At 30.6% G+C, this 24082-nt stretch carries 20 protein-coding genes and 1 pseudogene; 17 read left to right on the forward strand and 4 right to left on the reverse strand.

What is annotated here, in order from left to right:
- Positions 1 to 115: 115 nt before the first annotated feature.
- Positions 116 to 6661, forward strand: a complete 6546-nt coding sequence (locus tag JX287_RS01965) for a Rib/alpha-like domain-containing protein (protein WP_204641547.1) — start codon at positions 116 to 118, stop codon at positions 6659 to 6661.
- A 51-nt stretch (positions 6662 to 6712) separates the two neighbouring features.
- Here the strand turns inward: JX287_RS01965 and JX287_RS01970 are convergent, their stop codons facing one another.
- Together JX287_RS01970 and JX287_RS01975 are read right to left on the reverse strand one after the other, a co-directional pair.
- A complete protein-coding gene (locus JX287_RS01970) occupies positions 6713 to 7267 on the reverse strand; it encodes a hypothetical protein (RefSeq protein ID WP_204641548.1) in 555 nt (184 codons plus the stop codon).
- 4 nt (positions 7268 to 7271) lie between these two features.
- Entirely contained in the window at positions 7272 to 7616 is a 345-nt protein-coding gene (locus JX287_RS01975; protein ID WP_204641549.1) for a winged helix-turn-helix transcriptional regulator, read from the reverse strand.
- A 172-nt stretch (positions 7617 to 7788) separates the two neighbouring features.
- Between JX287_RS01975 and JX287_RS01980 the strand changes: the two genes are divergently transcribed.
- The 9 genes from JX287_RS01980 to mnmA all read left to right on the forward strand — a co-directional run bounded on the left by JX287_RS01980 (position 7789) and on the right by mnmA (position 15494).
- A complete protein-coding gene (locus JX287_RS01980) occupies positions 7789 to 8379 on the forward strand; it encodes a nitroreductase family protein (protein ID WP_204641550.1) in 591 nt (196 codons plus the stop codon).
- A 162-nt stretch (positions 8380 to 8541) separates the two neighbouring features.
- Positions 8542 to 8994: a tRNA (adenosine(37)-N6)-threonylcarbamoyltransferase complex ATPase subunit type 1 TsaE gene (gene tsaE, locus JX287_RS01985; RefSeq protein ID WP_204641551.1), complete on the forward strand. Its 453-nt coding sequence runs from the start codon at positions 8542 to 8544 to the stop codon at positions 8992 to 8994.
- On the forward strand, positions 8988 to 9656 hold the full coding sequence (gene tsaB / locus JX287_RS01990) for a tRNA (adenosine(37)-N6)-threonylcarbamoyltransferase complex dimerization subunit type 1 TsaB (protein ID WP_204641552.1): 669 nt from the start codon (positions 8988 to 8990) through the stop codon (positions 9654 to 9656). The genes tsaE and tsaB overlap by 7 nt, the downstream gene beginning before the upstream one ends.
- Positions 9640 to 10092: a ribosomal protein S18-alanine N-acetyltransferase gene (gene rimI, locus JX287_RS01995; protein ID WP_204641553.1), complete on the forward strand. Its 453-nt coding sequence runs from the start codon at positions 9640 to 9642 to the stop codon at positions 10090 to 10092. Before tsaB ends, rimI begins: the two co-directional genes overlap by 17 nt.
- On the forward strand, positions 10079 to 11119 hold the full coding sequence (gene tsaD, locus JX287_RS02000; protein ID WP_204641554.1) for a tRNA (adenosine(37)-N6)-threonylcarbamoyltransferase complex transferase subunit TsaD: 1041 nt from the start codon (positions 10079 to 10081) through the stop codon (positions 11117 to 11119). The genes rimI and tsaD overlap by 14 nt, the downstream gene beginning before the upstream one ends.
- A 91-nt stretch (positions 11120 to 11210) precedes the next feature.
- On the forward strand, positions 11211 to 12023 hold the full coding sequence (locus tag JX287_RS02005) for a phosphotransferase family protein (RefSeq protein WP_239650311.1): 813 nt from the start codon (positions 11211 to 11213) through the stop codon (positions 12021 to 12023).
- A gap of 26 nt (positions 12024 to 12049) precedes the next feature.
- Positions 12050 to 13111: a hypothetical protein gene (locus JX287_RS02010; RefSeq protein ID WP_204641556.1), complete on the forward strand. Its 1062-nt coding sequence runs from the start codon at positions 12050 to 12052 to the stop codon at positions 13109 to 13111.
- A gap of 146 nt (positions 13112 to 13257) precedes the next feature.
- Positions 13258 to 14379 carry a cysteine desulfurase family protein gene (locus JX287_RS02015; RefSeq protein ID WP_204641557.1) on the forward strand — a complete coding sequence of 374 codons (1122 nt, stop codon included), beginning with the start codon at positions 13258 to 13260 and terminating at the stop codon, positions 14377 to 14379.
- A 2-nt stretch (positions 14380 to 14381) separates the two neighbouring features.
- Positions 14382 to 15494 carry a tRNA 2-thiouridine(34) synthase MnmA gene (gene mnmA / locus JX287_RS02020; RefSeq protein ID WP_003146347.1) on the forward strand — a complete coding sequence of 371 codons (1113 nt, stop codon included), beginning with the start codon at positions 14382 to 14384 and terminating at the stop codon, positions 15492 to 15494.
- Positions 15495 to 15570: 76 nt separating this feature from the next.
- Here the strand turns inward: mnmA and JX287_RS02025 are convergent.
- Positions 15571 to 15938: pseudogene (locus JX287_RS02025) on the reverse strand (PH domain-containing protein).
- Between the two features lie 138 nt (positions 15939 to 16076).
- Between JX287_RS02025 and JX287_RS02030 the strand changes: the two are divergent.
- From JX287_RS02030 to JX287_RS02055, 6 genes are all read left to right on the forward strand, one after another.
- A complete protein-coding gene (locus tag JX287_RS02030; RefSeq protein WP_204641558.1) occupies positions 16077 to 16706 on the forward strand; it encodes a helix-hairpin-helix domain-containing protein in 630 nt (209 codons plus the stop codon).
- A gap of 2 nt (positions 16707 to 16708) precedes the next feature.
- Positions 16709 to 17173 carry a ComE operon protein 2 gene (locus JX287_RS02035; protein ID WP_204641559.1) on the forward strand — a complete coding sequence of 155 codons (465 nt, stop codon included), beginning with the start codon at positions 16709 to 16711 and terminating at the stop codon, positions 17171 to 17173.
- A complete protein-coding gene (locus JX287_RS02040; protein ID WP_204641560.1) occupies positions 17173 to 19098 on the forward strand; it encodes a ComEC/Rec2 family competence protein in 1926 nt (641 codons plus the stop codon). The genes JX287_RS02035 and JX287_RS02040 overlap by 1 nt, the downstream gene beginning before the upstream one ends.
- Complete coding sequence (gene holA, locus JX287_RS02045) at positions 19098 to 20078, forward strand: DNA polymerase III subunit delta (RefSeq protein ID WP_204641561.1); 981 nt, start codon at positions 19098 to 19100, stop codon at positions 20076 to 20078. Before JX287_RS02040 ends, holA begins: the two co-directional genes overlap by 1 nt.
- Positions 20079 to 20454: 376 nt before the next feature.
- Positions 20455 to 21540 (forward strand): PLP-dependent transferase, encoded by a 1086-nt coding sequence (locus tag JX287_RS02050; RefSeq protein WP_204641562.1) that lies wholly within the window; start codon positions 20455 to 20457, stop codon positions 21538 to 21540.
- Positions 21541 to 21550: 10 nt separating this feature from the next.
- On the forward strand, positions 21551 to 22735 hold the full coding sequence (locus tag JX287_RS02055) for a MalY/PatB family protein (protein WP_204641563.1): 1185 nt from the start codon (positions 21551 to 21553) through the stop codon (positions 22733 to 22735).
- A 97-nt stretch (positions 22736 to 22832) separates the two neighbouring features.
- Here the strand turns inward: JX287_RS02055 and rpsT are convergent, their stop codons facing one another.
- Positions 22833 to 23075 (reverse strand): 30S ribosomal protein S20, encoded by a 243-nt coding sequence (rpsT, locus tag JX287_RS02060; protein ID WP_003145397.1) that lies wholly within the window; start codon positions 23073 to 23075, stop codon positions 22833 to 22835.
- Positions 23076 to 23449: 374 nt separating this feature from the next.
- Between rpsT and JX287_RS02065 the strand changes: the two genes are divergently transcribed.
- Positions 23450 to 23977 (forward strand): QueT transporter family protein, encoded by a 528-nt coding sequence (locus tag JX287_RS02065; protein ID WP_003146333.1) that lies wholly within the window; start codon positions 23450 to 23452, stop codon positions 23975 to 23977.
- Positions 23978 to 24082: the final 105 nt, after the last annotated feature.

The following is a 24082-nucleotide window of genomic DNA, read 5'->3' on the forward strand; positions in this document are numbered from 1 at the left end:
TTTAATATCTATAATATAAGATTATTTTTTTGAAAAAAAAAAAAAAACAAAGAAAACAAATTTTTTTATATTTTAAAAAATGTTGAAATTATATTTTTGAGCAGGAGGGGATAAAATGTTTAGTAAGAATAATAAAAAAATGATTATTCAGAAAGAACAAGAAAAAATAAATTACTATGGTATTAAGAAATTTAATGTAGGAACAGCGTCGGTATTAATCGCTGCTGGATTCGCATTTTTAGGTGGAGGAAGTGCGTTAGCAAGTGATGATACAGCTGTAAATACAACTTCGGAGACAGCGAACAATAATTTAGTAACAGCTAATAAAGAAGAAGTCTCAACTACGACACCAGTAAAGGTTAATAAAGCTAATTTGAGTGTGGCGATAGTGCGTCTTCAGACAGCAATTGCTAATGCCGGAGTTACAGAAAAAACAGCGTCAGCAATAGAAAATGCTAAAGTAGAATTAGCAACAGCACAAGCTCTGGAAGTAAGTGAAGTAGCGACTCAAGCTGAAGTCGATAAAGTAACAGTTGAGCTTAAAAATAAGGCTTTTGTGTTAGAAAGCATGAAAAAAGCAACTGCTAAAGAAGCAGATAAACCTACAGAAGAAAAAGTAAACAAAAATCAAGATTCAAGAAATGGACAAGCGATTCCTGGAAATGGGGAAAGTGGGTTTAGAACTGTAGATACTACAGCTGCAAATGCTGCGTCGGAAGCAGAAAAATATAAAGGTATTCGAGATGCAGCTATTCCACAATTGCAAGCAAATATTGATAAAATTCAAGCTGAAATAGCAAAAGAAGAAGCGCTACCTACGAATAAAAAAGATCAATTTAAAATTGATGTTTTAAAACATATTAAACAAAAAGCAGAAAATGTTATTACAACTGCAAATGCAGCGGATGTAAGTTTAGCTCAAAAAATGAGCCAACAAGCAGAAGCTGTTAAATCTGAGCGTGATTTATTAGCGTTATACTTAGCAGGTAAAGCAGATTTGGGAGCACCTGTTAGTGAAAACCACGTAGCGTACGGAAATAACCCAACTAATGGTGTCTTTGAGAGTCTGAAAGAAGGTTTTGGGGATAAAGTAACCTTTACGGATGCTGATAAGAAATCTAAGACAATTGTTAAACAACAAGCTGGTCCAGGAGAAATCAATGCTCGTACACCAGGAATCGGTAATGCTACTTACAACTGGCAAGAAAGAACAATTACAAAAGCAGAAGCAGAAGCTGGTTTGTTAAATGGTTGGAAAATCGAAAAAGGTGAGAAAGTAAATGCCGTTAAACCACTTGAAGTAACAGATATTACAGATAAAGATGGGGCACCAAGTACTAGGGTAGTACCTAAATCAAAAATATATACAAACGATGAAGAATTAATACAATATCAAAGAGAGGGTGCTCAATTATCGTATAATGCTGGTAGTGGTATCATTCCAACGATAACTCCTACTATTGATGCAATGAGAACCAATGCTTTTGGTGAAGTGAAAAATCGTGATTATTATCTTGAGTTAGGAAGCAAAGGGACGACAATATCTAAAGAATTTGATGTGAATGGAAATTCTAGACTTAATGTTAATTTGATTCATAGTGGAGCATATGGTCATGCATCAACACCTAGTACGGGTGAAAAAGTTAAACTGAAAATTGTAGATGCATTTACAGGAGAAGAGATTAAACCGGTTGATGGAAAAAATGGACCAGTATCGACAGAAGCAGGACCTGGAGGTGGAAATGGATGGAGTAGTTTAGCTCGCATATATGATATTCCATCAAAAACAACAAAAATTAAAGTTTTAATTGAAGCGGGAGATCAAGGAACAGGATTGACTACTAATCCTTTCAATAGAAAAGGAGCTGAAATTAAAGATGGGTACCTTGTAGGAGGTATCGGTATTGCTACAGCTCCAGCAGCTGAAATTGTAACAGATGTTACTTCAGGACGAAATAAAAATGAGTATGGCTACACACCAGACACTATCTACAAAAAAGGTCAAAAAGGTAGTTTTAACTTTACGCTTAAAGATACAGCTGGGATGAATATTAATTATTATGCTGCATCAAATGTTCAAGTTACGATAAAAGTACCAAAAGGTGTGGTATTGGAAGATAGAGTTATTAATAAAAATGGTGGTGCTGACTTTTTAGGAAATGTCTATGCAAATACTATTAAATGGGTTCCAAATGATCCAACTGATAATTCTAAAGGAGGAACTTTAACTTATAACGTACCTGCTGGAGATCGTATGGCTGCAGCAGAAAAAACTACTCGTTCATCAAGTATTGTGTTTACTACTGCAAATAACTTCATAGGACCAGCGGATTTTAAAGTAACCGTAACAAGTGGGTTTGGAGATACGGATGCAGAAGGAAATAAATTATATTCATATACAACTAATGGTTTGAAACCAGAATATGAAAATCAGTTCAATCGAGGAGGATTGGCAAATTCTGATAATTCAGATTTTGAATATGGAAAAATAATTTATATTAATAGCTTACAAGCAACAGGTACCGTGACTGTTCCAATTAATACTAACAATGATCAGTTAAAAGAAGTTGCTTATGCAAAAGCACAAGAAGAAGTTAATTCAGCTAATTTCCAACAATTGCTTAGAGATATGAATGCAACGGCTGCAATGGGTCAAATTACGAATGTTACCCTTAATTCTAAAGATAAAGTTGAAATTACAAAAATAGCTGCTGATGGACGTGGTATTGTTAAAGTACCAGTAACGTATACTGCTGATGGAAAAACTTATAATACAACAGTAGATATCGAAGTCAACGTTGTAAAATCAACTACAGATAAGTTAGTAGTATTAGAAGGGGATAAGATCACAAATGATCAAGTTAAATCTTCAGTCACTCCTGCTACAATCGACACTAAAGAGGGAGTTGTAAATAATCCTAATGAAGCAGATGTGTTTAGTACAGTAGGGAAAGCTAACGAAGCAGGATTAAAAATTCCAACAACGGTTACTCATGTTTCAAATGGTACAAATATTAATGAAACAGTAGAAGTTCCTGTGTTGGTATTACCAAAAGCAAAAGGTGAAGTAGAAGTACAAAAAGGAGCCTCAGTCGATAAAGTTAAAGAAGTAGCGAAAGCAAAAGTGACAGAAGTAACAACATCAGCTGACTTCAAAGCTAAATTACCAGAAGGTTCTAAAGATGTAGTGGTTGGTGAGATTACAGAAGAAGTTTTAGCAACAATGACTGCAGAAAAAGGAACGAACAAAGGAATCGTTAAAGTTCCAGTAACATATACAGTAGATGGAAAATCTTATACAAAAGAGGCAGAAATTACAGTTAACGTATTAGGTTCAGAACCAAAAACAGTATACACTGTAGAAGGAACAAAACTAGATGCTGAGAAAGTTAAAAATGCAGTAACACCAGGTACTGGAGGAACAGTAAACGCTCCAAAAGAAACAGATTTACCTGCTACAACAGTAAAAGCAGGAACACCAGATGTAACTGTACCAACAACAGTAACATATCCAACAGGAGATGAAACTGTAAAAGTTCCAGTTGAAGTATTACCAAAAGCAACACCAGAAAAAGTAACAACATTAAAAGATACAACTGGTGAAAACCTAACAACAGCTGTAAAAGAAAAAGCACAAGCTGCACTAGGTAAACTAACATTACCAACAGGAGTTACAGCGGAATTAGATCCAAATCAAACATATACTGTTCCAGCAACAACTTCAAATGGTGATAAAGGTAATGTACCAGTAAAAGCACAATATAAAGATGCAACAGGTACAGTAGTAGCAGAAGATACAATTAATGTACCAGTAACAGTAGTAAGTTCAACACCAAGTAAAATCGTTGTTTTCGAAGGTGATGAAGTAACAGCTGATGCAGCTAAAGGTGCTGTAACACCAGGAACAGATGGAACAAAAGGTGAACCAACAACATTACCTGAAACAGCAGGTAATGCAGGGGCAACAGACGTTAAAGTAGACGTACCAGTAACATATGATAATGGTAAGTTAACAGAAACAGTAAGTGTACCAGTAACAGTATTACCAAAACCAGAAGCTGAAGAAATTCTAGTTGCTAAAAATAGTGACAAAGAAAAAGCTAAAGAAAAAGTTCTAGCTAAAGCTAAAAAAGCAATCGAAGATACAACATTCAAAGGTAAATTACCTCAAGGAGCAACAGTTGAGATTGACAATACAGTACCAGTAACAATCCCTGAATTAACGGATGATACTGAAGTAGAAGTAACGGTTAAATACACAGTACCTGGAGAAGATAAACCATTAACTACAACAGTTAAAGTACCAGTAACAATTGTAGAAGGTGTACCACAAATTGTACCTGTAAAAGAAAATAATGAAGTTCTACCAGATTCAGAGAAAAGTATCAATAAAGAAGATTATCCAGAAGGAGCTACATTTAGATATAAAACTCCAGAAGGACAAACAACTCCAATCGATGTAACAACACCTGGAGATAAAGATGTTATTGTTGAAGTACTAGATAAAAATGGTAATCCAATTGCAGAAGTACCAGCAACAGTGCGTGTTGTAGAAAGCTATCCACAATTTGTGCCAGTAGACAAGGATAAAAAACAACCATCTGCTGAAGGAAGTATTGATCCTAAAGCATTCCCTAAAGATACAGAGTTTACATATGAAACTCCTGTAGACACAACAACACCAGGTGAAAAGGATGTTATTGTAGTAGCAAAAATTGGTGATAAGGTCATTACAAAAGTCTCTGCAAAAGTAATGGTTGTAGAACCTAAGACTCAATATGTTCCTGTTGACAAAACGAACAAACAACCAGATGCTTCTAAGAGCATTAATCCAGAAGAGTATCCAGATAAAATTACATTTGGATATAAGACTCCAGTAGATACAACAACACCAGGTGAAAAAGATGTGGTTGTTGTTGCCAAAGATGGAGAAGATAAACTTGTTGAAGTACCAGCTAAAGTAAAAGTAGTGGAAGGTAAAGAACAGTTAATTCCTATTAATGCTACAGGTGAAAATCAACCGAAACCGAAAGATAGTATCACACCAAGTGATTATCCAGAAGGTTCAACATTTGAATACAAAGTTCCAGAAGGACAAACAACTCCATATGATGGAACAACACCAGGGGATAAACCAGTAATAGTAGTAGTAAAAGATAAAAATGGTAATGTATTAGTAGAAGTACCAGCAACAATCAAAGTGGTAGAATCAAAACCAACACCGATTGAAACACCAGTAACGAAAACACCGTTAACACCAGAGGACTACACTAAAGGAATTAAAATACCAGAAGGTGGAAAAGTAACGAATGTAGAAAATATTCCAGACTTAACAACACCAGGTAAGAAAGATCCAGTTAAAGTAACAGTAGAATTACCAAATGGAAAAGTAATTACTGTAGAAGTGCCAGTGAATGTAACACCTATTACACCAATTGATACACCAGTTACAAAAGACAAACTGACTCCAGAAGATATCTTAAAACAAATTAAAGTACCAGAAGGAGCGACAGTTACAGTAGGCAACCGTCCAGATTTAACAACACCAGGTAAGAAAGATCCAGTAAAAGTAACGATTACATTACCAAATGGAAAAGTTGTTACAGTAGAAGTACCAGTGAATGTAACACCTATAAAAGATATTGTTAAAAAACAAGGTGATCTAATTACTGCGGAGGATGTTGAAAATCATATTCCAAAAGGAGCAAAAGTTATCTCAATTGGAGATAAACCAACGACAGATGTACCAGGTGAAAGACCAAGTATTCCGGTTGTGATTGAATTGCCAAATGGAATTCGAGTAACTATGGATATACCAGTAATCGTAACACCGAAAGTAACACCTGTAGTAGTTCCTGTAGGAACACCAGTTACACCAGAAGATGTTAAGAAACATATCGAGTTACCTAAAGGATGGACTGTAACAAAAGTAGGAGAAATTCCAACAACTACAACGCCAGGAACAAAACCAGTTGTTTCAGTGGAAATTCAATTACCAGATGGACGTAAGATTACAGTAGATGTGCCGGTAATCGTAACACCAACAGTAAGACAAATAGTTGTACCACAAGGAACACCAATTACACCAGATGATGTAAAAGGTCATATCGATTTACCAAAAGAACCAGGATGGGAAATTGTAGAAGTAGGAGAAATCCCAACAACAATTCCAGCAGGACAAAAACCAAGTGTTAAAGTTAAGATTAAGGTACCAAGTGGTGAAATTATTGAAGTAGATGTACCAGTATTAGTTACACCTAAAGCTAGACCGATAGTGGTCGAAGTAGGTACACCAGTAACCAAAGAGGATGTTATTAAACAAATCGATTTACCAGAAGGATGGGAAATCGTAGAAGTAGGAGAAATTCCAACAACTGAAACACCAGGACAAAAACCAAGTGTTAAAGTTAAGGTTAAATTACCAACTGGAGAAATTATTGAAATGGAAGTACCAGTAACGGTAACACCAAAAGGAGTGCCAACAACGCCTTCAACGCCAACTAGTCCGACAAGAACTGAAAAACAAAAAGAACCTGTAGTAAAAGATGGTGCAAAAGTATTACCTAACACGGGTATTAATAATAGTAGTTCACTATTAGCAGGATTAGGATTAGCAATTCTAGGATTAGCAACTGTAGTAAGAAGACGTAAAGAAAAATAATTTCTTCTAAAAATTAAAAGAGAAGCGGAAAAATCTGCTTCTCTTTTTGGTTTACTTAGGTTTCTTCGATATTAATGCTGAAAAGTCTAAATTATCATATTTGCTTTTATTAAGGCCAGTTAATGAATCGAAATCTGTGTCTGGAAATAAGGGATCGAAATCATCGAGTGCAATGTTTGATACGTTAGTCTTTGTGTCAGTAATAGAAGATTTAGAGTCCAAATTAGTTAATTTAATATCGTTATCAACTAATTCTTCAATTTTAAATTCTTTAGTTTGAATAGGATTATTAACAAATTTTTGGATTATATCATCACTATCATCATAATTATATTCAATAGAAACCTCCCCGAAATTAGAATCTACAGTATTTTGTTGATTGTAAAATAATACTCCATACTCTTCTAAGAGTTCTTCTTTTGAATAATTCTTTAGTGGGTCTTCTATAGGTGATATTGTACTTTCATAGATTTTCTTAACTAGATTTTCGTCTGTTTGAATTTTATTGCCCTTAATATTCCAAGATGAAATAAGTCTATGAATAATATCTAATTGTTCACTTGAAAGAAAATGAAGTTTTGTTTTAATTTCATTTAGCTTGTCCATAACTTTACACAGCTTCTCTATTTTCTTTTAAGTAATCTATATAATCATTCCCCCAAATTTCTAATTCATTTAATACAGCTTGGAATTTTTTACCAATATCTGTTAGGCTGTATTCAACTTTTGGTGGTATTTGGGCATAAACTTTACGATTTATTAATCCATCTTGTTCTAATTGTTTTAATTGTTTTGTCAATGTTGCTTGGGTAATTGTCCCTAGTGATCTTTGTAACTCATTAAATCTAACACTTTTATCTTCTAGTAGATGAAGAATAAGAATTGTCCATTTTCCAGATAATATTTTTTGAGTTGTAAAAAAAGGGCATTTTCCAAAAGGTTCTTGTTGTTCCATAAAAAAATCTCCTTAAATATTTCATTGATATTATACAATTCTATCTTAAAAGATACTTACTATTGTAAAAAAACGTACTTGTTATTTTTTTATTAAATATTATAATAATACATATAACAATTATAAAACAAATAATAAAGTTTAGCAATAGCTAAAAACGGAGGACATAATAATGACAGAAGCAAAAAATTTATATCAAAATAGAAGAAGTGTATATGCATTAGGTAAAAATTTACCGATTTCAGAACAAGAAGCATTAGAAATTATTGATAATGCAGTTAAATACTCACCAAGTGCATTTAATTCACAAACTGCACACGCTGTAGTATTATTAGGAGAAAATCATCAAAAACTTTGGGATATTACTTTTGGAGAATTAGAAAAATTCTTACCAAATGAAGAAGCTAAAGCAGCTACTAAAGGAAAAATCGATAGTTTTGCAGCAGCTTATGGAACAATTTTATTCTTCGAAGATCATGATGTAGTGAAAGGTCTTCAAGAACAATTCCCATCATATGCTGATAATTTCCCAATTTGGTCAGAACAATCAACAGGGATTGCATCATTTGCAGTTTGGAATGCATTAGCAGAAGCTGGAGTTGGAGCTAACATTCAACACTATAACCCAGTAATTGATGAAAAAGTTGCTGCAGAATGGGATATTCCAGCTAACTTAGTACTACGTGCACAAATGCCATTTGGTGAAAAATTACAAGAAGCTGCACCAATTGAAAGAACTTCAAGAGTAAGAGTAGTAAAATAATATATGATTTAACAACAGATTATATGAGCCACAATAACGCTAAGATAGAGATGTCTTGGCGTTATTTTGTGTTAATAATTACGCTGTTAGTTGTTGGAATATACTGGTAAATATGGTATTATAGTAGATGGTAAATAAATTAAGAATTTAGAAGGATTAACAATGTTAAAAATAGTTATAAGAGATTTAGAAGATACTAAACGTTTAGCGAAAATTGTTAGTGAAGGTATAGAAGATAGATTAGTACTTTTGTTAAATGGCGATCTAGCCGCAGGTAAAACAACATTTACGAAATATTTAGCAGAATATTTAGGAGTAAAAAGTGTAGTTAATTCACCAACTTTTAATATAATGAAAGAATATAAATATCCTAATGGAAAATTATATCATATTGATGCTTATCGTTTAGAAGATAGCGATGAAGATTTAGGATTTGAAGATATTTTCTTTGAAGATAATGTTAGTATTATTGAATGGGGAGAATTTATTGAAGAATTCTTACCGAATGAAAGATTAATTTTCAATATTCGCTTAGTAGAAGATTACAGAGAAGTTGAAATTATTTCTAGTGGTGAATATAAAAAAATTGAAGAAAGGATTCGTGAAAATTGGTAAGTTTAATAGTGGAAGCTTCTAATGGAGTATGTTTAATTGCATGCTTTGATAATGAAACAGTATTAGCTGAAAAAAACTTTGTATGTAGTAATAATTTATCAGCAGTGATTTTAGAAGAAATCGATAATTGTTTAAAAGAAGCAGATAAGAAAAAAACGGATTTAACTGAAATTATATCAAGTGAAGGACCAGGATCGTATACAGCAATTCGTGTAGTCGCAGCTGTTTGTAAAACTTTAGCTTACACACTGAAGATTAATTTGAAGAAAGTATCTTCTTTAAAATTGCAGGCATTATTGGAGTTTGATAGCAATAAATTATTAGTTCCATTTATTGATGCACGTCGAGGAAATGTTTTTGGTGCAGTTTATAAAAATGAAGAAGGAAAATTAGTAGTGGTACTGGAAGAAGGATACTACTCTCTTGAAGAAATTAATAACTTTTTATCATCTCAAAGTGATGAATTTATTTATATTAGTAAAGATATAGAAAAGTTAAATGATTTTCTTTTAGAAGGTTCAAAAAATAATGATATGGTTCGTGCCGCTAATGTTTTAAAAATATATGATTCATTAGAAGATGTGGATTGTTATAATATGAAACCACAATACTTAAGAAAAACTGAAGCAGAAAGGGAACTTGAAAATGATAAAAATAAATAAAGTCGATGTTAATGATTTAGATGTATTATCAAGAATAGATGTAGATAATTTTGAAGATGCTTGGACGAAAGAAATGTTTAAGTCTGAGTTGGAACATGAAAATGCGGAATATTACGGATTATTCAATGATGGTCAAATTATTGGATTTTGCGGTGGTTGGTTAGTGGCTGATGAATATCAAGTTAATAAGATAGTTATTGATAAACCGCATCAAAATAAAAAATTAGGACAAATTTTCTTCACTTATGTAATGCAACTTTTAAAACTAAAAGGTGTAAAAAAAGCTATTGTTGAAGTTCGCGTAAGTAACATGCCTGCGATAACTGTTTATGAAAAATCTGGATTCACAACAGTCGATATGAGAAAAAATTATTACAAAAACAATGGAGAAAATGCTTTTGTAATGGTAAGGGATTTTAGTAATGAAAGAATATAAAAATTTAGAAAATGTAACTATTTTAGCTATAGAAACAAGTTGTGATGAAACTAGTGTAGCTGTAGTTAAAAATGGAAAAGAAGTACTATCGAATATCGTAAGTAGTCAAATTGAAACACATAAACAATTTGGTGGGGTAGTTCCTGAAATAGCAAGTAGGCAACATATAGAGGTAGTGATGCAAATTGTTGAAGAAGCTTTGGAAGAAGCCCAAATTACTTTAAACGATATAGATGCAATTTGTGTAACACAAGGACCAGGATTAATAGGTTCATTACTAGTTGGTGTTAATGTTGCGAAAACATTAAGTTATGCTTTAGATAAACCTTTAATAGGAGCACATCATATTGCAGGACATATTTATGCTAGTAATATAGACAATGATATAGTTTATCCATCATTAGCTCTTGTTGTTAGTGGAGGACATACAGAACTAGTTTATTTAAAAGATGAACTTGATTTTGAAATAATCGGTTCTACTCATGACGATGCTGTAGGTGAAGCGTACGATAAGGTAGCAAGACAGTTAAATCTTGAGTACCCAGGAGGTCCTAAAGTAGATAAACTAGCCAAGTTGGGTGAAGATAAGTATAAATTCCCTCGTGCAATGATTGATAGTGACGATTATAATTTTAGTTTTTCAGGAATGAAGTCAGCAGTGATTAACTTTGTACATAATGCAAAACAACGCGGTGAGGAGATCGTACCTGAAAATTTAGCTTGCAGTTTCCAAACGGCGGTAGTAGAAGTTTTAATCACAAAAACTAAGAAAGCTATTGCGAATCTAGGTGTTAAACAGTTGATTTTAGCAGGTGGGGTTGCAGGTAATAGCGAACTTCGTAAGCAAGTCTTAGAGCTAGAACAACAATTAGGAGTAGAAGTACTTATTCCGAAAATGAGTTATTGTAGTGATAATGCGGCGATGATGGGAGCGGCAGGATATTATTATTATAAAAATAATATATTTGCTAATCCGTTAACGTTAAATGCGAAGTCAACATTAGACTTAGAAGAAGTTAGAGGTTAAGTATTAGAAAGGGAACTGACTCGACAAAATTGATTTTTTTTAAATCATGATTTTTGGGTCAATTCCTTTTTATAAATATTTTGGTGTAATTATGAAAAGACAACTTGAAGAATTATTAGATACTAACTTACAACAAATAAATCATATTTCTGAAAATAGGCATTTTATTGGATTTTCTAAAAGATTAGGACAACGCGTATTCGTTAAAATTTTTAAAGATCCATTAAAATATAAACTAGAGTATAAAGTTTTAAGAAATAAAGATAATTTTTTATTAGATTTTCCTGAGTATTCTGCACTTATATTGAAATATGAAGACTTTATTCCACTGGATAAAGAAAGCGTAAATGATGAAGATATAATAAAAATAGCAGAGCTAATATCTGATTTTCATAGGGGAAATTGGCTCTTAATTGAAAATGACAAAGAAATTTCATTGGAAAAAGTTCTAGAAAAAAATGTATATAGATTAACTGAAAGAAAAGAATATACTGAAATAAGTGAGGTTCATTCTAAGTTTCTAAAAAATATTAGTAAATTGGATGAAGAGTATGAGAAAACACTAGTTTTAATTCATGGAGATTTCGGTCTTAGAAATATTATGAGAAAAGACGATAATTTAGTGTTAATAGATTTTGAAAGAGTTAAATATGCTAGTTATTATTTAGATTTTATTAAATATTTTTACCAAGATTTAGATAATGATAAATTAAAAAAAGAGCTATTTTTAAAACATTATTATGAACATTCAAATGAGGAAGTTCTTTCTGAGGAACTAGAGTACTGCATGATTTTTATCTCGGCATTAGGTATTTTAAACTATACCAAACGTGTTGAAGATAAAAAATTTGAGGAATTAGGATTAAAAATGTTAGAAGATGTTGAAAATTATTTTTTTAAATAACTATTAAGGAATAGGAGAGTTGAAGAGTGAATAAAATTAGTGAAGAAAAACTAGAAGAAAGTCGTAGACAAGCATTACTTTTAGTCGATAAGTTGAAAGAAAACGTTAATGATTTAAAAAGTATGAGAGAACTGTCAAAAATAGTTTCTAAGGATTCAGAAATGAATGATGATTTTTGGACAGAAATTTGTAATATAGATTTTACAAAAATTGAATTTTTCCCTGTTAGATCGCTGTTAGCAGGTATATTAAAAAATAAACAAGATAATTCAAATATTTCAAATATTTATAATTATTTGGTAGTAGAAAATACAGGATATCTTGAAAAATACGAACAGAGTGCTTCCAAAAACACACCAGCATCGTTAGTGATATATTTTGCAGGTTTCTTGGGAGTTGGATTGTTTGTAATCGTTAATTTTATAATGTTAATGTTGGCACGTGGAAATTTTGAAGATGTTCTTTTTAATTTATTAGCAGGAACATTTTTAAATGCTCTTACTCTTGAAATAATTGATAGACAGTACATTTGGCAATGGGAAGTACCATATTTTGAAAATAGTAAATTCCTAGCGTATGTTTGGACATATATTCCGATTATAATAATGTACGTGTATATGAATATTACTACTTTCATAACACAAGGATTTAACTACAATATTAGTAATGAAATTAAACTTACTATAGGTGCGTATATTTTAATTTTATTTATTGTTAATGGTTTATTCAAATTAAAAAATTCTGTGGAATTTAACTATAAAGTATATACAATAATCTTTAAAATAATAGCTTTCATGAGTTTTATTTGTATCATACCTGCCTATTATTTCGGAAAACTACCAATTGATTGGATGTATATTTTGGTAACTGTTCTGATTGTAAGTAGTGTTAGAGTATTAAAGAAAGTTAGTGCTACAAGATCTGTAAAACTTCTATTTTATCCAATGACATTTTGTTATTTAGTATACACCCAACCACGAGTGGTTAATACTCTTATCTTAGAGGAACAAAATATATTGTTGTATGTTTCAGGAGTATTGGCAATATTAATAATAGCTATAATCAAACTAGGAGAAAAAAATAAATAATATTAATATTAGTCCCTTTCTGTAAAGATAAGAAAGGGATTAATAATTTTATATCCAATATATTTATATAGCGTAAAGTGGTTTTGATTTTATTTGACTATTATTTGTGTTAAAATATAATATGATTAATATTAGGAGGCGATGATATGGCGAATATTTATTTAGATTACGCAGCAACATCAAGAAAACATTTTGATATCATAGAAAAAAATATGAATATACTAAAAGAAGTCTATGCTAATCCAAGTAGTGGCCATACTCTAGGAAAGAAAAATAATAGGCTAGTTCGTGAAGGACGCGAAAAAATAGCTAATACTCTAAATGCAAGTAGTAATGAAATAATTTTTAATTCAGGTGGTACTGAAAGTAATAATACAGTTTTTAATCATGTATTAAATAGATTTAAAACAGGAGAAATAATAATTTCATCTATAGAACATCCATCTGTTAAAGCTAGTGCTAAGAGACTTGAAAGATTTGGATTTAAGGTTCATGAATTATCAGTAGATGAAAGTGGGGCTATATCACTAGAGGAATTAAAAGAAAAGATTAATTCTAAGACGGTATTAATTTCAATTATGTTAGCAAATAATGAAACAGGGGTATTAAATCCTATAAAAGAGGTTTCAGAACTTATTTCGGATAAAAATATACTATTGCATAGTGATATTGTTCAAGCGTTAGGTAAAGTTGAAATTGATGTGAAAGAATTAGGATTAGATTTTGCTTCAGCATCAGCTCATAAAATTGGTTCGCTTAATAATTTTGGATTTTTATACGCAAAAGATGGAGATGTTGAACCACTACTTTTAGGTGGAGGTCAGGAAAATGGTCTTCGTTCTGGGACGACTGATTTATTAGGGATACTGGTTCTTAATGACTGTTTGTCAGAGACATTAAATTCAATTCCAGCTCTTAGAGAATTGAAAAATTACTTTATTTCTGAACTTGAGAAAAATGAAGTTGAATTTGAAGTAAACGGATCTATAGAGAATTCATTGCCGAATATATTGAATATTTATTTTAAAAATATTGAAGCACAACGACTTATTACGTATCTAGATGCTCGTGACATTTATATTTCTGGTGGATCAGCTTGTAGTTCAGGAAATATTAAAGGAAGTCGTATAATTACAGAAATGTATAGTATTGAACGTGCGGCACATTCAGTGAGAATGAGTGTTGGCTTTGATACAAGAAAAGAATTAATTGATGAAGTTATAGAGAAGATTGTAACTCTAGAGAAAAGAATAAAAGAAAGGAACTAATAATGAATAGCAACAAAAAAGTAGTAGTTGGAATGAGTGGTGGAGTTGATTCATCTGTAACAGCATATCTTTTAAAACAACAAGGATACGATGTTATCGGTGTTTTCATGAAAAACTGGGAAGAAAAAGATGACAGAGGAGTTTGTCTTGCAGAAAAAGATTACGAAGATGTAATTAAAGTATGTGAACAATTAGATATTCCTTATTACTCTATTAATTTTGAAAAAGAATATTGGGACAAAGTATTTACTTACTTCTTAGATGAATACAAAAAAGGTCGTACACCTAATCCAGATATTATGTGTAATAAAGAAATTAAATTTAAAGTTTTCTTAGAATACGCAGAAGATTTAGGTGCTGACTATGTAGCAACAGGGCACTATGCGCGAGTTAAAGATGTTGATGGAGAACGTTTAATGTTACGTGGTGTTGATAATAATAAAGATCAAACTTACTTCTTATCTCAATTGAAACAACACCAAATTAAAAACATTTTATTCCCTGTAGGAGAACTAGAGAAAAAAGATGTTCGTAAGATTGCAGAAGAAGCGGGTCTTGCTACAGCGAAGAAAAAAGACTCAACAGGTATTTGTTTTATCGGTGAGAAAAACTTTAGAGAATTTTTATCTCAATACCTACCAGCTCAAGGTGGTAAGATGGTGGATTTAGATGGTAATATTCGTGGAGAACATATTGGTTTAATGCACTATACAATCGGTCAACGTCATGGTTTAGGTATTGGTGGAACTAAGGACACAGAGGGTGAAGCATGGTTTGCATGTGGTAAAGACCTTGAAAATAATGTACTGTATGTTTGTCAAGGATTCCACAATGAAAAACTATATTCAGATAGCTTATTAGCAAGTTCACTATCATTTACAACGAAAAATCCACAACCTAATAAATTTACATGTACTGCAAAATTCAGATATCGTCAACCAGATACTGAAGTTGAAGTAGAAGTATTAGAGGATAACAAAGTAAAAGTTGTCTATAAAGAGCCAGTACGTGCTGTGACTCCTGGACAGGCAGTTGTCTTTTATGATGGCGATGTTTGTTTAGGTGGAGCGATTATCGATGAAGTATATAAAGATGGGAAAAAACTTCAACTGTAATATTTAATAAAATCCTAAAAGTTAGAGGGAATCTCTAATTTTTAGGATTTTTAGTTTTTATTTCTAAGTTATAAGACTATAGTATATATTGAGCGAGTAACGTATCAAATCTACGGATATCGATATCTTTTCTTAGATTAATTTTTATTTTTCCAACTTTAGTCCAAAGCTCTACTTCGGCATTTAAGTCGAGGATTTTACCTGCATTTTCAGTTGACCACATTAATATTGAAGAGTATGGAAGGGAATAGATTTCTATTTTTTTCCTGTAAGTCCTTGGGCGTCTTTTACAATAAGTCGTTTATCTGTAAATACAGCAACGTCCCTTATTGTAGCAAATGCTGCAACGGGCTGTTCACCGTTTATCAATAAGTTTGCAACATCTTGCGGGATAGCAACTTCTCTGAAGAATGTCCAATTTAATAAATTCATTTCGTTAGCCATAGTGACTCTCCTATCTATTTTATGATAATGTTTATTTTTATCTTAGTATAGCATAAATTATAAATAATAAGAAGGTTAAGTTTTCAGTATTATTATAATAAATTTAATGATATAATATTAGTACTAGGGGGGAGAAATATGAATATTAATAAAGAAGATGTTGTTTTATTTTTTAAACAAAATGTTAAGGCGATTGTTTTGGCATTACTCTGTAGTTTACTTGTTATAATTGGAGGACTTTTGTATTTTGGTCATGATAAAACAGAGGACTATAATGACGTAACCTTTTCTAATTCTCAAAACTCAGAAGTGAGTAAGGATGAAAAAAAAGAAGAACAAGATTCCAAAATTTTTGTCGATGTGAAAGGGGCGGTTAAACATCCTGGAGTATTTGAAACAACGAAAGATAAAAGGATAAAAGATTTAATTGAAGAAGCTGGTGGGTTATTAGAAGATGCGGATACTTCCACTTTGAATTTAAGTCAAAAAGTTAAAGATCAGATGGTCATTTACGTTCTCAAGTACGGAGAAAAACCGAAACAAATTTCTGATGGTAGTTCAAGTACATCAAATGGAGATGTAATTAATATTAATACTGCCAATAAAGAACAACTTATGAAAATCTCAGGAGTTGGAAAGACTAAGGCTGAAGCAATTATTTCATATAGAGAAAAAAATGGGGATTTTAAAAAGAAAGAAGATATAACAAAAGTAAAAGGAATAGGAAAAGCTACTTTTGAAAAAATTAAAGATAAAATAGAGGTATAGTTATGCAAAGAATTAGTTGGGATGAGTACTTTATGGCTCAAAGTCACCTGCTTTCGCTTAGATCGACTTGCAGTAGGTTATCTGTTGGAGCGACAATAGTTAAAGATAAACGAATAGTTTCAGGTGGTTATAATGGTTCGATTAAAGGTGATGAACATTGTATAGACGTTGGTTGCAAAGTAGTGGAAGGGCATTGTGTCAGAACAATCCATGCCGAAATAAATGCTATTTTACAATGTTCTAAATTCGGTGTTGGAACTGAAGGTGCAACAATCTATGTTACACATTTCCCATGTTTGAATTGTACAAAATCTATCATTCAAGCAGGGATAAAGGAAATTTGCTATGCAAATGACTATAGAAATAATGAATATGCTCGAGAGTTATTAGAAAAATCAGGTGTTGTCGTAAGAAAAATAGATTATGACGTAAATAATGTAGTAGAAAGGTTACTAGATAAACAGTAATGATATACTTACAACTTTCTTTACTAGCATTAGGGGCGATATTATTAAATTATAATTTAATGATATCTATGCTATGTATTGTTATTTTTCTACTAATAACTTGGAAAAATAAAAATCTTAATGCTAGGAAAACTATTATTTGTTTAATAGTCTTCTTAGCTTTTTTTATTCGGGGAGCATATGAACAAAAAACTAATATTTCTCATTTAAAAAATGTTGAAAATAATAATCTTGAACTAGTGATTTTTGATAAATTCAATATCAATGGAGATTATATATCGGGAATTGGATGTATTGGAGATGAAAATGTACTAATAAATTATAAAATAAAGAGTGAAGATGAGAAGCGATTTTTTAAAGAAAAATTTTGGGGTGGAAAATTATCTGTAATTGCTAATATAGAAGACGTTCCAAGTAAAACTAATTTTTATTCGTTTGATTATAAAAAGTATAACGAGAATAGAGGAATCTTTAAAAAAGTTTCTATCAATGAAATATCTGGGGTTAAGCATTTAGATTCTCTTCTTTTTAAATTCAAAACCTTTAGGAACAGAATGACCTTGAAGATAGATAGAGAACTTACTTTTGATAAGAGTGGGTATTTTCAAGCTTTAATTTTTGGAGATAAAAGTTATTTGTTGAGAGATGAAGTTAGTTCTTTTAAAAATTTAGGTACTAGTCATTTATTAGCAATTTCCGGTTTGCATATAGGGGTACTAATATCATTAATATATTTTATTTTATTAAAACTTAAAGTAAGTGTTGATTATATAGAAAAAATAATTTTAATTATAATTCCGTTATATATGTTATTAAGTGGGGCTAGTGCATCCGTTCTTAGAGCAGGTTTTATGATTATATTCTATATAATTTTCAGAAGAAAAAGTATTGATAAATTGGATAGTTTACTGCTTACATTCTTAATCTTATTATTTTATAATCCGTTGTATACTTTTAATATCGGCTTTCAATTATCATTTTTTATAACATTTAGTTTATTGATGTCAGAAAGTTATATTAAAACTTCTAAAAATAAACTACATATATCTTTGAGAATTAGTATTATTTCTACATTGGCAAGCATGCCGATATTACTTTATAATTTTTATACTATTGTTTATATTTCCGTACTAAGTAATATAGTTTTAGTTCCAATATTTAGTATAATACTATTTCCATTAGTATTGATAAGTTATATAATATTTGTATTAAGTATACCTATATTTAATATTATGTGTAGACCGTTGTTGAATTTTACCTTTAGTATTTTCGATAAACTTCAAGAAATATTCTTATATGTAAAACCGTTAAGAATTGGGAACCAGAGTATATTTATAATTATTGTTATTTTTATAGTAGTTCTATATATTATGACTGAATTGAATAGATTAAAATATTCAAAAGCTGCAATCGGAGTTTTGGCAGTCGCTATAATATTAATTATTTCGAGTTATATACCTAGAGAATATATAGAGGAGATAAAAATTGGAAAAGAAAATATTTATTATATTAGAGAGAATAGAAATAACATGATAATAAATACATCTAGTAATATGAAAAATTTTTATACAGATTACAGAAAAAAAGATAGAGAATATGATATAATGAGTGAATATGATTCACTTATGAACTATGAAGGTAAGGATAGAATCAATTATTTATTACTTACTTCAGCTAAGAAAAACAAAAGTGAATATGCGACAAATTTATTAGCAAATAACTTAGTGAATAAGATTATAGTAGTAGATAGTTTGACTAAAAAATTATTAGAATTAAAAGATATAGCTCAATATAAAAAAGTAGACTATATCGTTTTGAATAATGGAACTGAGATGAAATTTGGTAATACTTCTGTTTATTATTATAATAAAAAAGTAAAGGTGAAAAATCAGGATAGAGAATTTGAGATTGAGGTAGATGATTGATGAAAAATATCTATGTGATATATGGAGAAAATTTTGAAGCTATTAATGATTATGAGAAAAGTATAGCGAAAAAATATCTTAAGGAACTAGATGAATTTAATTATGTAAAAATTAATATGCATGAAAATACAATAGAAACTTTAGTCTATGAGTGTAGAAGTAGTGGATTATTTGGGAATGAGAAAGTAATTGTAGCTGAGAATTGTAATTTCTTATTAGCAAAACCTAAAAAAACTAAAGTAGAACATAATGTTGATGCATTGATGAATTACTTAGAGAATATTAATGGAGACGTTGTGTTGATTCTAAAAATATCGGATAAGATTGATAGTAGAAAGAAACTAATAAAGAAGATTAAAGAAGCGGGAGAAGTTAAAGAATTTTCTAACTTTAATGAGAAGGAAATATCAGAGTATATTGTAAAAACAGTAGCAAAGCACGATGTGAAAATTTCTAAAGTTGATACAGAATTCCTAGTGAATTACACTCGTTTGGATTTTGCTAATATAAAAAAAGAACTTGAAAAACTCCTTTTATATTGTGATGATAAGAAGATAATAACGCGAGAAGATATAGAATTATTAGCAACTAGAAGTTTAGAGTATGATGTTTTCAGTTTAACCAATGAATTGTTTGGGAAAAATTATGCTAAATTGAGAGTCGTGTTTAATTCATTAGTTTTAAAAAAAGAAGAGCCAATATTCTTGCTATCTTTAATTAGCGGTCAATTAAGAATGTATTATAAGGTGAAAGTACTTCTAAATGAACATTATTCACAAAAAGATATAGCTAAGGAATTAGGAGTTCATCCGTATAGAGTGCAGTTGGCAGCCCAAGGGATCAGAAATTATAGTGTTGATAAAATTATGAAAATATTGATTTTATCAGCTGACTATGATAAGTTATTAAAATCCTCGTATATGGATAAGTATATTATACTAGATCTTTTTATTAATAAATTAATTGATGAGCTGAAATAGAGACTGATTTGTCAGAAAAAATTAATTGCTATTGTATATTTAAATGAATAATAAACACTAAATAAAAGGGATAATTTAAAAACTTTAATCTATACGAAAACTCATAAACATAGTGGTTTATTTATACTTAAATTCGCCTTATGAAAGCCTTTTAGACATCTAATGACTTTGTGGAAGTGGCTCGAAAAAATCGATTTCTCTGAAATCATGATTTTCGAGTCACTTCCTTTTATTTTCTTTATTCAGATAATTATAAGTTGTTTAACAAAAAATATTTCACAAAAAACAAAAAATTCAGATAAATTAGTTTATTATAATTTGATATAGTGATATAATAATATTGTTAAAATAGAAAAATAAAATGAGGTATCGTTTAATGAAGAAAATAGAAACTAAATTAGCTCAATTAGGAAACAGAAAGGATAAGGTAACTGGAGCAATAGTGACGCCGATATATTTATCGACAGCTTATGCTCACCCTGGATTAGGAGAAAGTACAGGATATGATTATACGAGAACTAAAAATCCAACTCGAACTATTTTAGAGGAAGGTTTATGTGAACTTGAAGAAGGGTGTCGTGCGATAGCGACTAGTTCAGGGATGAGTGCTATTCAACTAGTTTTTGAACTATTTGATTTAAATAGTGAATTCTTAGTGTCTAGAGACTTATATGGGGGAAGTTTTAGATACTTTGATGAGTTAGAACGTAAAGGTGCTCAGAAATTTATCTATTTCACAGATGAAAAAGATCTTGAATATAAAATTACAGATAATACAAAAGCGGTATTTATAGAAACTCCAACTAATCCATTAATGCAAGAAGTTGACATAGAGAGAGTTGCTCAGATTTCTAAGTCAAAAAATGCGTTATTAATTGTTGATAATACTTTATTAACACCATTAAGACAAAAACCGTTAACATTAGGTGCAGATATTGTTGTTCATTCTGCAACTAAATATTTAACAGGTCACAACGATATACTTGCTGGTGCTGTGATTACAAATGATGAACAAATAGGAGAGAGATTGGCGTGGATTTCTAATACGACTGGTGCTGTATTATCAGCATTTGATAGCTGGTTATTTGTTAGAAGTTTAAAAACATTGCCACTTCGTTTTAATCAACAAGAAAAAAATGCTAAAAAATTAGCTGAAGAATTAGCGAAACATCCAGAGGTGAAAGAAGTATTATATCCGAAAAAAGGAGCTATGCTTAGTTTCAAATTAAATGATGCTACTAAAATTGATAAATTTTTACGTTCATTAAGAGTTGCTACTTTTGCTGAGAGTTTAGGTGGTGTAGAAACATTAGTAACTTATCCTACTACTCAAACTCATTTTGATATTCCAGAGGAACTACGTTTATCTTATGGACTTACTCCAGATTTACTAAGAATTTCTGTAGGTGTAGAAGATGCTGAAGATTTAGTTGAAGATTTTCTAAGAGCATTAGAAGCGTAGGGGGAGAAAAATGACTAGAGTAGAAGAATTTGTAAAGAAATACTATGTTGAAAGAAGAAATACAAATAGTTTAAAATGGGATGCTTTGGAAGAACGCTTTGGTGATCCTGAATTACTAGCTTTATGGGTAGCTGATATGGAATTCAAAACTCCCGAAAGTATTAGAGAAGCGTTGAGTGAACGAGTAGCACACGGAGTGTTTGGTTATACTAAATTGCCAGAAAGTTATTATAATGAATATAAAAACTGGCATAAAGAAAAATACAATTTTGAAGTAGATAAACAATGGATAAGATTTGCTCCTGGTATAGTTCAAGCTATATTATGGGTGATTCAAGCGTATACTAAAAAAGAAGAGGCGGTTATTATAATGCCACCTGTATACTATCCTTTTGCTAATTCTATTAAAAATAGTGGTAGAAAATTAGTAGAGTCTCCATTACTAGAAGAAGACGGTAAATTCAAGATAGATTTTGAAACTTTTGAAAAAGAAATTAGAGAAAATGATGTTAAATTATATATTCATTGCTCACCTCATAATCCAGTCGGAAGAGTTTGGTCATTAGAAGAGCAGAGAAGAGTATTTGAAATTTGCGAAAAATATGATGTTCTTGTATTATCAGATGAAATTCACCAAGACTTTACATATGAGAGTCATAAACAAATTTCAGCATTAGCATTAGATGAAGGTAGATATAACAATCGTTTAATAGTAGCTAATTCTGGCTCAAAAACTTTCAATCTTGCTTCATTAGTGCATGCAACACTTTTAATCCCAGATAGTAATATTCGTGAACAATTTGATAAATTTAGTAAAGAAAATCTAGGAGCTGAGCCAAGTTTATTAGGACAAATAGCTCTTGAAGCCGGCTATAGAGACGGAAAAGATTGGGTAGAAGGATTAAAAGCAATAATTCGATACAATTATAATTTAATTCATGATACATTATCTCAAAAAGTACCAGAAATTAAAGTTTATCCATTAGAAGGAACATATCTAGTATTTTTAAACCTTGAGAAAGTTTTAAATGGGAAAACTACGAAACAATTTATTCAAGATGAATGCGGCCTAGCGATTGACTTTGGTCACTGGTTTGGAAAAGGATATAATAGTTATATAAGAATTAATCTAGCAACTAGTCCAGAAAATATAAAAGAAGCTGCTGAAAGAATAGTTGAAAATTGTAAAAAATAGTAATAATGATAAGGAAGAATAAAGATGAAAAATCTATTTTTTTCCTTATTTTTTATTGTAAATAAAAAACTACTCAGAAGTCTGAGTAGTCTTATAATTATTTAGCTAGGTTTGATTTATATCTAGCAGCTGCATTTTTGTGGATTAAATTAGTTTTAGCAGCTTTATCGATTTTTTTGTAAGCAAGGTTTACTAACTCTGCAGCGTTAGCAGCACCTTCAGATTTAGCTACTTTAGCTTTTTTAATAGCTGTACGCATTTCAGATTTTTTTGCTGTGTTAGCAGCGTTTGTTTTAGCATCTTTTCTTACGCTTAATACTGATGATTTAATGTTTGGCATTCGATTCACCTCCTGGTCCTTATTTTTATTACTAAGAAATATTAATTAATATTCTTAATTACAATGAATTAAGTGTTGTTAGATACAACTACCTCATTTTAACATATTAAAATTGTAAATGCAAGGTATTTTCATATTTTTTTTATCTACAAGTTATTTTTTAAGAATTTTTTATATTTTGGTTGACTAATAACTATAATGTATGTTAGTATATAGGACGTTGATATTTAATTTTACATAGGTAAGGTTATTTGTCTTCTGACTTTATTATAATAAAAGATGTTTGAGAGATCCATCTATAAAAAAAACCTGAAGTACTGGTTTCTCAAGATTAGTACTTCTTTATTTTCTCTTAAACAAGACAAGGAGATATAATGAGAAATAATACAGTTAAAGTTTTAACTATTCAAGCGTTAATCGCAGCGATTTATGTTGTATTAACATTAGCTATTGCGCCATTTTCATACGGTGCTATCCAATTTCGTATAAGTGAATCACTTTCACAATTAGTAGTGTTTAGTAAAAAATATTGGTTCCCAATTACTTTAGGAGTGGCAATTGCTAATATCTTTAGTCCACTTGGTATAGTAGATGTGTTCTTTGGAACTTTAGGAACAGGATTAGCTTTAGCAATCAGTATTTTTGTTTTTAAATTTGTAAAAAATAGAATTGCTAGACACATTATTAATATTATTTTATACCTAGTTATTTGTATGCCAATTATTGCATATGAAATTACTATTTTTAGTGGTGATAATTCAGCTAGAGTACCATTCGAGTTTGGTGCGTTTACAGCTATCTACGGATCACTTCTTTTATCACAAGTAATCGTTATGGTTATCGGTATTGTTATTACTGAAGCATTAAATAAAGCGATTGATCTTAAAAAAGTATTCGAATAATATTTATATAGAATCGTTAGGAAAATTCCTAGCGATTTTTTTATTATAAATTATTGACTCTCACGTAACGTCATAGTATATAATAAGAATATCACTAGTGAAATA

Source organism: Gemella haemolysans (genome assembly GCF_901873445.1).
Lineage (GTDB): Bacteria > Bacillota > Bacilli > Staphylococcales > Gemellaceae > Gemella > Gemella haemolysans_C.

Bases quoted from the DNA above. Each gene is read 5' to 3' on its own strand.
- JX287_RS01965 (WP_204641547.1), top strand. From the start codon at position 116: ATGTTTAGTAAGAATAATAAAAAAATGATTATTCAGAAAGAACAAGAA.
- JX287_RS01970 (WP_204641548.1), bottom strand. From the start codon at position 7,267: ATGGACAAGCTAAATGAAATTAAAACAAAACTTCATTTTCTTTCAAGT.
- JX287_RS01975 (WP_204641549.1), bottom strand. From the start codon at position 7,616: ATGGAACAACAAGAACCTTTTGGAAAATGCCCTTTTTTTACAACTCAA.
- JX287_RS01980 (WP_204641550.1), top strand. From the start codon at position 7,789: ATGACAGAAGCAAAAAATTTATATCAAAATAGAAGAAGTGTATATGCA.
- tsaE (WP_204641551.1), top strand. From the start codon at position 8,542: ATGTTAAAAATAGTTATAAGAGATTTAGAAGATACTAAACGTTTAGCG.
- rimI (WP_204641553.1), top strand. From the start codon at position 9,640: ATGATAAAAATAAATAAAGTCGATGTTAATGATTTAGATGTATTATCA.
- tsaD (WP_204641554.1), top strand. From the start codon at position 10,079: ATGAAAGAATATAAAAATTTAGAAAATGTAACTATTTTAGCTATAGAA.
- JX287_RS02005 (WP_239650311.1), top strand. From the start codon at position 11,211: ATGAAAAGACAACTTGAAGAATTATTAGATACTAACTTACAACAAATA.
- JX287_RS02015 (WP_204641557.1), top strand. From the start codon at position 13,258: ATGGCGAATATTTATTTAGATTACGCAGCAACATCAAGAAAACATTTT.
- mnmA (WP_003146347.1), top strand. From the start codon at position 14,382: ATGAATAGCAACAAAAAAGTAGTAGTTGGAATGAGTGGTGGAGTTGAT.
- JX287_RS02030 (WP_204641558.1), top strand. From the start codon at position 16,077: ATGAATATTAATAAAGAAGATGTTGTTTTATTTTTTAAACAAAATGTT.
- JX287_RS02035 (WP_204641559.1), top strand. From the start codon at position 16,709: ATGCAAAGAATTAGTTGGGATGAGTACTTTATGGCTCAAAGTCACCTG.
- JX287_RS02040 (WP_204641560.1), top strand. From the start codon at position 17,173: ATGATATACTTACAACTTTCTTTACTAGCATTAGGGGCGATATTATTA.
- holA (WP_204641561.1), top strand. From the start codon at position 19,098: ATGAAAAATATCTATGTGATATATGGAGAAAATTTTGAAGCTATTAAT.
- JX287_RS02050 (WP_204641562.1), top strand. From the start codon at position 20,455: ATGAAGAAAATAGAAACTAAATTAGCTCAATTAGGAAACAGAAAGGAT.
- JX287_RS02055 (WP_204641563.1), top strand. From the start codon at position 21,551: ATGACTAGAGTAGAAGAATTTGTAAAGAAATACTATGTTGAAAGAAGA.
- rpsT (WP_003145397.1), bottom strand. From the start codon at position 23,075: ATGCCAAACATTAAATCATCAGTATTAAGCGTAAGAAAAGATGCTAAA.
- JX287_RS02065 (WP_003146333.1), top strand. From the start codon at position 23,450: ATGAGAAATAATACAGTTAAAGTTTTAACTATTCAAGCGTTAATCGCA.